The organism is Flavobacterium sp. TN-1 (genome assembly GCF_052828645.1).
The window spans coordinates 2590596-2603897 of the sequence record NZ_CM128253.1; the positions used below are offsets into that span (position 1 = coordinate 2590596).

General features: G+C 28.3%; 14 protein-coding genes. 11 read left to right on the forward strand and 3 right to left on the reverse strand.

The features are described from left to right. Window positions 1-111 precede the first annotated feature (111 nt). The 3 genes from ACUXZJ_RS11580 (at window position 112) to ACUXZJ_RS11590 (ending at window position 4749) form a co-directional block, all read left to right on the forward strand. A complete protein-coding gene (locus ACUXZJ_RS11580; protein ID WP_446195057.1) occupies window positions 112-1815 on the forward strand; it encodes an OstA-like protein in 1704 nt (567 codons plus the stop codon). Window positions 1816-2029: 214 nt separating this feature from the next. Continuing rightward, complete coding sequence (locus ACUXZJ_RS11585; RefSeq protein ID WP_088419125.1) at window positions 2030-3226, forward strand: aspartate aminotransferase family protein; 1197 nt, start codon at window positions 2030-2032, stop codon at window positions 3224-3226. Window positions 3227-3348: 122 nt separating this feature from the next. After that, the gene (locus tag ACUXZJ_RS11590) at window positions 3349-4749 is read left to right on the forward strand and encodes a tetratricopeptide repeat protein (RefSeq protein WP_063743827.1); all 1401 of its coding nucleotides are present in this window, start codon (window positions 3349-3351) and stop codon (window positions 4747-4749) included. 12 nt (window positions 4750-4761) lie between these two features. Here ACUXZJ_RS11590 and ACUXZJ_RS11595 read toward each other — a convergent pair whose 3' ends face one another. Then, window positions 4762-5154, reverse strand: a complete 393-nt coding sequence (locus ACUXZJ_RS11595) for a hypothetical protein (protein ID WP_060382168.1) — start codon at window positions 5152-5154, stop codon at window positions 4762-4764. A 327-nt stretch (window positions 5155-5481) separates the two neighbouring features. Between ACUXZJ_RS11595 and ACUXZJ_RS11600 the strand changes: the two genes are divergently transcribed. Next, a complete protein-coding gene (locus ACUXZJ_RS11600) occupies window positions 5482-5871 on the forward strand; it encodes an acyl-CoA thioesterase (protein WP_060382169.1) in 390 nt (129 codons plus the stop codon). An 85-nt stretch (window positions 5872-5956) separates the two neighbouring features. Here the strand turns inward: ACUXZJ_RS11600 and ACUXZJ_RS11605 are convergent, their stop codons facing one another. Continuing rightward, window positions 5957-6685: a biotin--[acetyl-CoA-carboxylase] ligase gene (locus tag ACUXZJ_RS11605; protein ID WP_060382170.1), complete on the reverse strand. Its 729-nt coding sequence runs from the start codon at window positions 6683-6685 to the stop codon at window positions 5957-5959. A 98-nt stretch (window positions 6686-6783) separates the two neighbouring features. Here ACUXZJ_RS11605 and rsfS point away from each other — a divergent pair, with 98 nt between their 5' ends. From rsfS to ACUXZJ_RS11640, 7 genes are all read left to right on the forward strand, one after another. Next, on the forward strand, window positions 6784-7155 hold the full coding sequence (rsfS, locus tag ACUXZJ_RS11610) for a ribosome silencing factor (protein ID WP_060382171.1): 372 nt from the start codon (window positions 6784-6786) through the stop codon (window positions 7153-7155). Between the two features lie 14 nt (window positions 7156-7169). Beyond that, window positions 7170-9092 carry an ATP-dependent zinc metalloprotease FtsH gene (gene ftsH, locus ACUXZJ_RS11615; RefSeq protein WP_060382172.1) on the forward strand — a complete coding sequence of 641 codons (1923 nt, stop codon included), beginning with the start codon at window positions 7170-7172 and terminating at the stop codon, window positions 9090-9092. A 107-nt stretch (window positions 9093-9199) separates the two neighbouring features. Continuing rightward, complete coding sequence (locus ACUXZJ_RS11620; RefSeq protein ID WP_060382173.1) at window positions 9200-9805, forward strand: LUD domain-containing protein; 606 nt, start codon at window positions 9200-9202, stop codon at window positions 9803-9805. A gap of 1 nt (window position 9806) precedes the next feature. Next, window positions 9807-10610, forward strand: coding sequence for a phosphatidate cytidylyltransferase (locus ACUXZJ_RS11625; RefSeq protein WP_060382174.1), 804 nt, complete (start codon window positions 9807-9809; stop codon window positions 10608-10610). Then, window positions 10600-11253, forward strand: a complete 654-nt coding sequence (locus ACUXZJ_RS11630; RefSeq protein WP_060382175.1) for a phosphatidylserine decarboxylase family protein — start codon at window positions 10600-10602, stop codon at window positions 11251-11253. Before ACUXZJ_RS11625 ends, ACUXZJ_RS11630 begins: the two co-directional genes overlap by 11 nt. Window position 11254: 1 nt before the next feature. Next, window positions 11255-11527, forward strand: a complete 273-nt coding sequence (locus ACUXZJ_RS11635; protein WP_060382176.1) for an acyl-CoA-binding protein — start codon at window positions 11255-11257, stop codon at window positions 11525-11527. Further along, window positions 11520-12371 (forward strand): superoxide dismutase, encoded by an 852-nt coding sequence (locus tag ACUXZJ_RS11640; RefSeq protein ID WP_060382177.1) that lies wholly within the window; start codon window positions 11520-11522, stop codon window positions 12369-12371. The genes ACUXZJ_RS11635 and ACUXZJ_RS11640 overlap by 8 nt, the downstream gene beginning before the upstream one ends. A gap of 32 nt (window positions 12372-12403) precedes the next feature. Here the strand turns inward: ACUXZJ_RS11640 and ACUXZJ_RS11645 are convergent, their stop codons facing one another. After that, entirely contained in the window at window positions 12404-13096 is a 693-nt protein-coding gene (locus ACUXZJ_RS11645) for a hypothetical protein (RefSeq protein WP_063743915.1), read from the reverse strand. Between the last annotated feature and the right edge of the window lie 206 nt (window positions 13097-13302).

Genomic DNA, 13302 nt, shown 5'->3' on the forward strand with positions numbered 1-13302 from the left:
TATAAACCAAAGAGACCAAAATTAAATAAGAATCACTTTTCATCTTAAAATTTTATGATTATATTATTACTCAAATGGTCATAATTAATTAATTTTGGCAGAAAAAACACTTTGAACTCTATATTATACAAAATACTTATTGTAGTTACTTTCTTAAGTATTCAAATTACAACTGCTCAAATTACTAGTCCAATAGAAGCTTTACCTGTAGAAACAGGTAAACAAATTATAATTGAAGGTGCCGATTTTTTGGACAAATCAGAAACAGAAGTACCTGGAGCGATTGTTTTTACAGGGAATGTTCGTATTTTACACCAAGGCATACGTATGTCTTGTAATAAAGCATATCATTTTACTAAACAAAATTATGTAAAAGCATTTGGAAATGTAAACTTAGTTCAAGGTGATACGCTTACTATGTCTAGTCGTTACGCCGAATATAATGGAAATACCAAATTTGCTTTTGCAACAGGAAATGTGGTAATGACGGATCCTAAAATGACTGTAACTACCGATACTATTAACTTTGATCGTAAAAGCCAACAAGCTTACTATAATACCTATGGAACCATTCGAGATGCTGAAAATACGCTTACTAGTAAATCAGGACGTTATCATTTAAATCAAAAGAAATTTGAGTTTAAAACGGCTGTTACAGTAAATAATCCTACTCATACAATTCGCACAAATCATCTTGATTATTACACTAATTCAGGACATGCGTATGTTTTTGGTCCCTCAACCATAGCGTCCGCCAATAATACAATTTATACAACTAAAGGTTTTTATGATACAAAAAAGGATGAAGGAAAACTACAAAGAGGTTCTAAAATCAAATATAGAGATCGGATAATAGAAGGAGAAGATTTGTATTATAATCGAAAAAATGATTTTGCACGCGCTCGTAATAATGTTAAGGTAACAGATACAATTAATAAAACAATAATAAAAGGACATTATGCAGAAGTATATAAGAAAAAAGATTCTATGTACATCACTAAAAAAGCATTAGTATCAGGTCTTTTTGAGAAAGATTCAGTCTGGTTTCATGCAAAACGTATTGTAATTACAGGAAAAACAAAAAATCGAATCATAAGAGGATATAATAATGCTCGTTTCTTTAAAAAAGATATGAGTGGTAAATGTGATTCTATTCATTTTAATGAAAAAAAAGGGATTACTCAAATGATTGGAAAACCAGTGTTTTGGAATGAAAAAAGACAGCTTACAGGCGATTTAATACATATTATTTCAGATACAATTGCTAAAAAAGTAGATTCCTTAAAAGTGTTTAATAATGCTTTTATCATTTCAAAAGATACTATTGGAGATGGATTTAATCAAGTAAAAGGAGTTAATTTATACGGTAAATTTATAAACAATAAATTAAAAGAAGTAAATCTGATTAAAAACACAGAAGTTATTTACTACATGCGTAATGATAAGCAAGACTTAATCGGTATAAATAAAAATGTAAGTAGTAAAATAAATATGTTAATGGGAGAGGGAAATGCAATAGATAGCGTTACGTTTTTTACCAAACCAGATGGTCAAATTTATCCAGAAGATGAACTTCCCGAAAATGATAGAAAACTAAAAGGTTTTCTTTGGCGAGAAAACGAACAAATTTTAAAACTAGAAGATATTTTTCCAAAAGAAGAAATAGAACTAGATACTAAAGCCAAAGCAGAAGTTAAGAAAAAAGAACAAGAGCCCAATGTACCACTAAGTCCTACTAAAGAAACATTGGAATTTGATAAAACCAATAAGATTAAAACAAACAAAGAAAAAAATAAATCAAATTATAAAAAATAATTCAAAATTATCTTAACCCAAGATGATGTGTTAAATTTTTTGATGAAGGTAAAAGATACAAAAAAAATCAGAGATATAGTTTTTCTATATTAACGACAAAAAACAATACTTTTTTAGATTCAAAATTATTTTTATCAGTAATAAATTTTTAATACATAATCTGAGTTAAAAAATAAATTATCCTTTTTTATTTTAGAATATTTAGATAATAATCATGTTAAAAGATTTTTATAAATACCAAGCACAAACCTCTCCTCATCCCTTAGGAATGGAAGTATCTCACGCCATAGGTTCTTATATATACGATACAAAAGGGAAGAAATATTTAGATTTTGTAGCTGGAGTTTCAGCTTGCACTCTAGGACATCAGCATCCACGTGTTAAACAAGCCATCATAGACCAAATGAATAAGTATGCTCATGTAATGGTTTATGGTGAATACGCACAAGATCCCGCAGTAGAATTTTGTACGTTACTAGCTCAAAATATGCCAACTCAGTTAAACAAAACCTATTTAGTAAATTCAGGTACCGAAGCAACAGAAGGAGCTCTTAAATTAGCTCGAAGAGTAACAGGACGTAGTCAATTAATTTCTTGTTATAATGCGTATCATGGAAATACCATGGGATCAATGAGTGTTATGGGATTCGAAGAACGAAAACAAGCCTTTCGTCCATTAATTCCAGATGTAAACTTCATTACTTTCAATAATGAAGAAGATTTACAAAAAATTACGTCACATACAGCAGGTATTATTTTAGAAACAATTCAAGGAGGAGCTGGATTTATTCAGCCTCAAAATGATTTTTTAAAGAAAGTACGCCAGCGTTGTGATGAGGTAGGAGCTTTAATGATTTTAGATGAAATTCAGCCTGGTTTCGGACGTACAGGAAAACTATTTGGTTTTATGAATTATGATGTTATTCCTGATATTGTTGTGATGGGTAAAGGAATGGGAGGAGGAATGCCAGTTGGTGCTTTTACTGCCAATGAAAAACACATGGATTTATTAAGTCAAAATCCAAAATTAGGACATATAACCACTTTTGGGGGACACCCTGTAATAGCAGCAGCTAGTTTAGCTACCTTAAAAGAATTACTTGAAACAGATTTAATGCGTCAATGTTTGGAAAAAGAACAATTATTTCGTAAATTGTTGATACATAAGTTGATAAAAGAGATTCGAGGAGAAGGATTAATGCTAGCTATTATGACAGATAGTCCAGAAATTACAAATCAAGTTATCTTTAAATGCCAAGAAAAAGGATTAATCCTTTTTTGGTTATTATTTGAAGGAAACGCTATACGTATAACACCGCCTCTAACTTTATCAAATCAAGAAATAGAAGAAGGATGCAGAATTATTATTGAAGCTATGAATGAAATAGCCCCAATTAACAATCAAAATTAAAGGCATAGAATAAGCAAAAACCTATTTGTTTTGTTGACTAAATTGTTCAAAACAAATCGTTTTTTAACCCATTATAAACGCTAACTTTACTATTTTAGTAAGGATAATAAAAACTTAGGAGTATGGATTTGAGTCACGATGAAGAAGATTACAGTTTATCCTTATCAAAATTTGAATCAATGTTAAAAACCAATAAAATTTTATTTTTTGATTCAGAAGAATTTGAGGATATCATCCTCCATTATATGGATATTGGCAAACCTATTCTAGCCAAAAAAGCCCTAAAACTAGGACTAGAACAACATCCTAAATCCTTTGGATTAAAGTTAGTCCAAGTAGAAATGTTGTTATTTGAAGACAAACTAGAACAAGCCGAAAAGCTACTTAATGATTTATACGCTATAGAACCCACAAATGAAGAAATTTTTATACAAAAAGCAAACATTTGTTCTAAACGAGACGATCATAAACAAGCCGTTGAGTTTCTAAAAATAGCCTTACAATACACAGATGACTATGCTGATGTTCATAACCTTTTAGGCATGGAATATTTATTCATGGATGAACTAGAACTAGCCAAAACACACTTTATAGCTTGTTTAGAAGAAGAACCCGAAGAACAATCCGGACTCTACAACGTCATCTATTGTTTTGAATTTCTAGAACAATATCAAGAAGCCATTACCTTTTTACAAAACTATATAGACACAAATCCTTATAGCGAAATTGCATGGCACCAACTAGGTAGATTAAACTCAACTATAAAACACTACCAAGAAGCCTACATAGCATTTGATTATGCAACCGTTATTGACGATCAATTTATGGGAGCCTATATGGAAAAAGCCAAAGCACTTGAACGTTTAGAACGCTATGAAGAAGCCATCTGGAACTATCAAGAAACCATTCGATTAGAAGATCCAACCTCCTATGCCTTATTACGGATAGGTAAATGTTTTGAAAAAATGGGAAATGATTCAGAAGCCCTAAATTATTACAACAAAACAGTACATGAAGATCCTTTATTAGATAAAGGATGGATTGCCATAACAGATTTCTATATACGCCAAGAAAACTTTCAAAAAGCACTCTATTATGTAAACAAAGCCCTTGGTATAGATACAGAAAATCCTTTATACTGGAAACGATACGCCTCTATAAATAAAGAATTAGAACTATTTGAAGAAGCAGAAGAAGGATATAGAAAAACAGTAGAATTAGGAGATACCCAATTAGAAACCATTCTATTTTGGGCTGACACACAACTATTTATTGGTGATCTTCAAGCTTCTGTAGAAACCTTAATAAAAGCAAATATTTTATTTTTAGATCATTACGAAATAGAATACCGTTTAGCAGGCTTATATTATACTTTAAACAATCCTACTAAAGGATTATATCACTTAACAAATGCTTTACATCATAATCTTAAAATGAAGAGTATTTTACAAGAATTATTTCCTGTGGTATTTGATTTAGATATAGTTCAAAAAACAATAGCCAAATATGACGAGTTACAGTAAAAAATAGATCTATTAAAAAACTAATAATTGAACATGATTTTTTAATCGTTCAATTAACAAACTCATCATTCTTTTATTTAAGTTTGAAGAGTTTTTTATATATTCCATATATTCATCAACAGTAAATAAACCAATTACCATTCCTTTTAGGGAATTTCTAAATTTAATATCCTTTTGTATAACATTTTCAATATAATTCAATTTTTTTTCTACAGAAAGACTAAAAAAAACATTCTTTTGTTTAATAGCGTAATTAATAAAAACCTGAATAAATAAATCATTCTGTAGTTTTAATATAGGACGAATTGTCATATTTTGAAATAATTCTTCATCAGAAGAATTAATATTTATATTTCCTAAAGCTTCTCCTCTTAAAATTAAAAGGTTTTTATCACGAGTTTCCATCTTTTATTTTTTATTAAATTTAATAAAAAATCCTTTAACATTTTAGAGTTTACTTTTAAAAATATTCGTACAAAGATTACTAAAAACTTAGCTTTTTCACTTCACATTGTGCATTAAAATTTGTAATGAAAATAAGAGAAGAAAGACAAAATACACAAAAAAATCTCATAGATTTAAATTTTCTAAAAAAGAACTCTTTTTAGATTCAAAGTCATTTTCATCTGTAAATAATTTCTATTATCTATAACTGTATTAAAATAAATAGTCATAATAATCTAATCTTTAATTGTCGAGAAATATGTAAATTTGTTTCTAATAAAATTAGGGATGAGATACAAGACACACAAATGGGTTAGACCAGAAGATCTAAATGCAAATGGTACTCTTTTTGGAGGAAAATTATTATCTTGGATAGACGATGAAGCAGCACTTTATTCAATAGTTATTCTAAAAAATAATAAAATTGTAACAAAGTTTATGTCTGAAATAAACTTTATGAGTTCTGCTCGACAGGGTGATATTATAGAAATAGGATTAGATGTTATTAAATTTGGAAGTACTTCTATTACAATGAAATGTGAGGTTAAAAATGTCATGACAAAAGCCACTATTATTACAGTAGATTCAATTACAATGGTAAATTTAGACAGTTTTGGTCAGCCAGCTAATCATGGCAAAACACAGTCTGATTTAGCCTTAGATGAAAAAAGTTTTTAAACTTTATAATTATATATAATAACACAAAATGCTGTATTCAATTTTTTTGATGAGCATTTTTGTTTTTTATACTATTCCTGAAAAACTAATAGAGCATTGTAATTTCCTTAATATCAAAAGTTTGGATTATGTCATCTTCCATCATGATTTCAATTAAACCGTTTTGGGTTACTCCTCTAATAATGCCCATAAATTTTTTACTTTTTTTATTTTCAAATACAGCAGGTTTGTTAATTTTAAATAAATAATTATGATAATAATTCCATAATTGTTCTTTATCCGTTTTTAATTTCTCTAAATTTTTATTTAGCTGATTTAATAGCATAAATAATATTTCCTCAATATCATACTCTTTGCCTGTTATACATTTTAATGAAGAAGCTTTAGGTAAATTACTGAAATTTTCTTGATTTACATTTAATCCAATTCCTATAATAGATTCTACCTGTTGATTTTCTTTGAAATAATTTTCTATTAATATACCTGAAATTTTTTTATTTCCTGACATAATGTCGTTTGGCCATTTTATAGATAAGTCAGGAATTTGATATTTTTCAAGAGTTTCCTTAATACTTATAGCAACAGCTATATTAAGATCAAATATGGTAACGGTATGATCTATTATTTTATTTACCAATATACTGGTTATTAGGTTTTTATCTTTTTCTGTACACCAGCTACTACCCATTTGTCCCTTGCCTTTCCATTGACTTTGAGCTGTAACTACTGTAAAATTTTCAAGGCTTTGATTTTGTGAAAGTTTCTTTAAAAAATCATTTGTAGAATCTATGGCATTGAGTTTGATTAACTTCATATATTGCAATTTGAAATAATAAAAATTAAGATCTATTTTTATCTTTCAAAATAAAGACAAAAAACAATAACTTTGCGAAAAATAATTATTTAAAATAAATGGCGAACAAAGAAGTAGGAAACGATATTTTATTAGCAAATATCATTAAGGGTATTGAAGACGTAAAAGGAAATGATATAGATATTTTAGATCTTAGAGAATTAGAAAATACAGTTTGTGATTATTTTGTTATTTGTAATGGTAACTCAAATACACAAGTTAATGCAATAGTAAATTCTGTTCAAAAAGCTGTTTCAAAAGAACTCAAAGAAAAACCTTGGCATGTTGAAGGAACTGATAATGGTGAATGGGTATTGATGGACTATGTACATATAGTAGTTCATGTTTTCCAAAAACACATCAGAGAATATTACAACATAGAAAGTCTTTGGGGAGATGCTAAAATTACATCAATCGAAAATAAATATTAATTGTTAGAGTATCTATGTCAAAAGAAAATAAACAAAATAATTTTAAATTTAATCCTTGGTGGATATATGGCTTAATAGGGGCTGTATTTATTGGGATGTATTTATCTGGTCAATCTCGTTGGGTTGAACCTACTAAAACAAATGTTTCTAAATTTTATGAGTTCTTAGAAGCAGGAGATATAGACAAAGTAGAAGTAGATAATGATCGTTTTGTTACGGTTTACTTAAAAGAAAATGCTTTATCAAAAAAAGCTCATTTAAAATTACCTAAAGAAGATTTATTAGGAAGTAAAAATTTAGGTCCCCATTATTCTTTTGAAATTAGCGGTGAAGACGGAAGTTTTTCAAAAGATTTAAAAGAAGCTAAGCTGACTAATAAAATTTCTCAATACGAATACAAAACATCAGGAGGTTGGACAGACTTCATGATTCAGTTACTTCCTATTTTTATTTTAATTGGTTTTTGGGTTTTTATGATGCGTCGCATGTCTGGAGGCGGTTCTGGAGGAGGCGGTCAGATCTTTAATATTGGTCGTTCAAAAGCGAAACTTTTTGATGAGAAAACAGATGTAAAAGTTACTTTTAAAGATGTAGCCGGATTAGAAGGAGCAAAAGAAGAAATTCAAGAAATTGTAGAATTTTTAAAGAATCCTAAAAAATACACCGACTTAGGAGGTAAAATACCTAAAGGAGCTTTATTAGTTGGCCCTCCAGGTACTGGTAAAACATTATTAGCAAAAGCGGTTGCAGGAGAGGCTAAAGTACCATTTTTTTCTCTTTCAGGATCTGATTTTGTAGAAATGTTTGTAGGAGTTGGAGCTTCAAGAGTACGTGATTTATTCAAACAAGCCAAAGAAAAATCACCAGCCATTATTTTTATAGACGAAATAGATGCCGTAGGTAGAGCCAGAGGAAAAAGTAATTTTTCAGGGTCTAATGACGAGCGTGAAAATACATTAAATCAACTTTTGACAGAAATGGATGGTTTTGGAACTGATACAAGTGTAATTGTATTAGCCGCAACCAACCGTGCAGATGTGTTAGATAAAGCTTTAATGCGTGCAGGACGTTTTGATAGGCAAATTTATGTTGATTTACCAGATATTAGAGAACGTAAAGAAATTTTTGAAGTTCATCTAAAACCCTTGAAAAAAGTAGAAGATTTAGATACTGACTTTTTGTCAAAACAAACTCCTGGGTTTTCTGGAGCAGATATAGCCAATGTATGTAATGAAGCAGCTCTAATTGCAGCCAGAAATAATAAATCAGCAGTAGATAAACAAGACTTTTTAGATGCTGTAGATAGAATTATTGGAGGATTAGAAAAGAAAAACAAAATAATAACAGCAGAAGAAAAAAGAGCAATAGCCATACACGAAGCAGGACACGCTACCGTGAGTTGGATGTTAGAACATGCAGCACCACTTGTAAAAGTAACTATTGTACCTAGAGGACAAAGTTTAGGAGCAGCTTGGTACTTGCCAGAAGAAAGACAAATTGTTAGACCACACCAGATGCTAGACGAGATGTGTGCCACAATGGGAGGACGTGCCGCAGAGAAAGTAGTATTTGATATGATTTCTACAGGAGCTTTAAGTGATTTGGAAAAAGTAACAAAACAAGCTCGTGCTATGGTTACTATATATGGACTAAATGAAAGATTAGGTAATGTAACATATTATGATTCATCAGGACAATCCGATTATAATTTTTCTAAACCTTACTCAGAAGAAACAGCTCTGACAATAGATAAAGAAATATCAGCCATTATAGAAAAACAATATCAAAGAGCAATTCATATTCTACAAGAAAATAAAGAAAAACTAGAACGCTTGGCAGATATTTTGATAGAAAAAGAAGTAATTTTTAAAGACGATTTAGAAGAAATTTTTGGAAAACGTCCCTATGACAAATCTTTACAAGAAGAAATTGTTTAAAACTTAGTTAATAAAATAAATAAAAAACTCAATCTTATGTTAAAATTAGATTGAGTTTTTTTTAACTTTGGCAATTAAACCAAACTACTTCTATTTGTAAGTAATATATGAGTATTTTTAGGAAAATTTTTGGGTCAAGTAATGATGCTTCTCAAGAAGCTAATGAAAGTGAATACAACCCTTTTCATGAAGTAAATGTTAATTTACCAGTAGATGAGTTGTTTACTTTGAATTTTAAAAAAAATGGAGGTAAATTCTTATACTGCGAAAATTTAGCAGAATTAAATGAACAGTTTGAAAATATTTTAGAAGAAAATGACTGGTTCGAATCAGAAGCCATTTGTTTAGAATCAAAATTGTTTGGAATGCTTGATTCTAACAATATAAGCTATTCAAATGTTATAAGTCCAAAATTTTTGTTAGCAACTTGCGAAGGTCTTATTGCTGAGGATGGCTCTATTATGTTTTCTTCTGCTCAAATAAAACATAATAAAATAAATGAATTACCAGATAATATTGTAGTTATAGCAGCTACTAGTCAGATGGTTCCTGGTAAAAGTGACGGTTTACGCGAAATTAAAAGACGTTATACAACTAATTATCCAACTAATATCACAACCATTAAGTATTTTGAAAAAGTGAAAGAAGAAGATTTTCTTCATTATGGAAGCTCTCCAAAAAATTTATATTTACTTTTATTAGAAGATTTATAGCATGAACGAAACATTAGTCCGTGCATTATCAGGCATTATATATGTTGCTTTGTTAGTGTCTGCTACTCTATACTCAGAAGAATCCTTTTTAATTCTTTTTGGACTTTTTTTATTCCAAGCAGTAAATGAATTCACAAATTTAGTTAGAATAAATAAAGGATTAGCTTTTCTGCTAGCCATTATCTCTTATTTAAATTATACCTATTTTAACAACTACCACTTTAATAATTGGATGTTAGTCATTATAAGTTTAATTGTATTAGCATTTCTTTGTAAATGGCTATTCGATTCTAAAATTAAAGATATTAACTATTTAAATTGGATAATCTTAATAGGATATATTATTATACCATTTATATTGATTACCAAATTAGGTAAAATAAAAGAAAATCATTATCCTCATATTATTATAGGAATTTTTATTTTAATATGGACAAATGATACATTTGCTTATATAGTGGGAAAGAAAATTGGAAAAAATAAATTATTCGAAAAAATATCTCCCAAAAAAACAATTGAAGGTTTTTTAGGAGGTACTCTTTTTACTGTTCTAGCTAGTTTTGTAATAAGTCAATATTATGTAAATTTGCTGCCAGTTACATATTGGATTCTGATTGCTTTACTAATAAGTTGTTTTGGTACAATAGGAGATTTAGTCGAGTCTAAATTTAAACGCTTAGCAGGAGTTAAAGATAGTGGTAATATTATGCCTGGTCATGGAGGAATATTAGATAGACTAGATAGTATTATTTTTACAACCCCATTTATTTATTTACTATTAAAAATTGTAGGATATGTTTCATAAAGAAGGAATTAAAATTATTTCAGTAGCTTCATTAATGATGATTATTAGCTTGTTTTTAGCTGATAAATTTTTGATTGATATTACATGGTTACGCTTAAGTATACAAATATTAGTATTATTTTTATATATAATAATTTTGCAATTTTTTAGAAACCCTAATAGAAAAATACAACCTAATGAACATACAATATTAGCACCTGTTGATGGTAAGGTAGTCGTAATAGAAGAAGTATACGAAGAAGAATATTTTAAAGATAAACGATTAATGGTTTCTATTTTCATGTCTCCAATAAACGTTCATGTTACTCGTTATGCTGTTTCAGGAGTTGTTAAATACAGTAAGTACCATCCAGGTAAGTATTTAGTAGCTTGGCATCCAAAAGCTAGTACAGAAAATGAACGTACCTCAGTTGTAGTTGAAAATAAAGCGTTTGGAGAAATTATGTATCGTCAAATTGCAGGAGCTTTAGCAAAAAGAATTGTAAATTATGCGAAAGAAGGCGATGTTGCAATTCAAGGAACGGATGCAGGCTTTATAAAATTTGGTTCTCGAGTAGATTTATATCTACCTTTAGGAACTAAAGTTAATGTGCAACTAGAAGAAAAAGCAATTGGAAATTACACTATTATTGCACAAGCTTAAAATGTCTCCTCAAGAATTAGATATTAAATTTAAAGAAGCTTTTATGAAGGTTTCTAAAATGCAACAGGACTCACTTCCTCAAGATGTTATGTTACGGTTATATGCTTATTATAAACAAGCTAGTAATGGCTCAATGTCTAATATGAATTATAGTAATCTAGATGTACGTGATGCTTTCAAATTAAACGCTTGGATGCAAGTAAGCCATTTATCTGTTGAGGAAGCTAAAAAAAGTTATATTGATTTAGTAAATGAAATAGTTACAAATGAATAAAAAAATTTTTTTTATCATAAATTGTGTTGGATTGTCTTTTTTAAGCTGTAAAAAAGATACTTTAGTAGAAGTCGTAGATGTTCCTGCTACTCCTATAGTGGCTATCGAAAAAAAAGATACTAAACCTTCAGATTTAAAAGCTAATGAAGGGGCTTTTCAATTATACAAATTACCTTTTGAATATCAATCTTTAGAACCTTATTTAGATTCTAATACTTTAGAATTACATTATTCAAAACATTTATTACCGTATGTAAACGCTCTTAATAAGACAATAATAGGGACTAAATATGAAGTGTTAGATTTTTTGGATATATTTAAAAATTTAAATTATTCTGATACTGAAATTCGTAATTACGCGGGAGCAGTATATAATCATAATTTTTATTTTGAATCAATAGCCCCAAAAGCAGGAGGACAGCCCACAGGAGAGTTATTAGAAGCTATTAATAGAGATTTTGGTTCTTTTGATCAGTTCATTCAAAATTTTTCGGAAGCTTCTATAAAAATTAACGGTTCAGGTTGGACTTGGTTGCTTTCGGATAAATATGGTAAATTAAAAATTTTGACCACAGCTAATAATGATGCTCCTCAAATGAAAGGATTAGGGATTAAAGACATACCCTTATTGTGTTTAGATATGTGGGAACACGCATATTATTTAAAGTTTCAAAATAGAAAAAAAGAATATGCTAATACCTTTTTTAGTATGGTTAGTTGGCCTAAAATAGAAGAGAGGTATAATGCTTTTCCAAAATCTAGTTACCCAACGACTAGTGCTGTTTCAACAACAACTGTAGAGGAAGAATCTAATTTAGTTCCTTTAGAAGATAAAAAAGAATGATATTATAAAATAAATATTGAAGGATTAAAAAATTATTTATTATTCTGATATTTTTCACTTAAAATAATAAACCTATAAAAAATATAAAGAGATGATGTATTCAATATAATATTGATAGGTTCAAAAATTTTTTCTAAGGTAAAGTATTTTTGAAGAATAAATATGAAATTTTGCATTACAAATAAAATAATGCTTATTAATAAGAAAGAATTTTTATTGTTGATTTCATTTTTTTCTAGATAATAATTAGATAATGAAATTCCTCCCAACAAAGACATTAATATTCCGTTGAATAAAAGTATTAAAAAATTAGATGAATAAAAATCATAAATTAAAAATATAACATATAAGTAAAAAAATAAAAAAGGAATTGTACAAATTAAAATAGGCATTATTTTTTTTGGGGTTATATTTTGATAAACTAGTATTAGACTAAGTAGTCTGTTAATTAAATAAGCAATCATTCCATAAAATAAAAATGATTTTGTCTTGTATTGGAAAAAGAAATTGCTAATAATCACAAAAATAAGAACTCCTATAAAAAGATAATTTCTTTTTGATGAACTATATATGTAAAGTATTTGTAATAAGATTAGACGTAATAATCCAAGATAGGATAATGAAGGATTTATATTAAATATTTCGTTTATTAAAAATAATAAGGCAATAGCAAAATAAGTAATACTAATTAGTCTTATTGTCTTTTTTTGGGTCAAATCTTCCATAATTTTTTTGATATTTTATTATGTCATTTTTATAAAAGACAATATGATTTAAGAATTATAAGTAAGAATTAACTAATTTTTATTCTCAAATTTAATAAAAAAAAATATAATTATGTAAGAAAAAAGCTTAAAAAAATAAATTTTAGATAAAATGTACTATATCTAATTTTCTTTCTCAGAAAAAGAATTACTTATTTTCTTTAGTT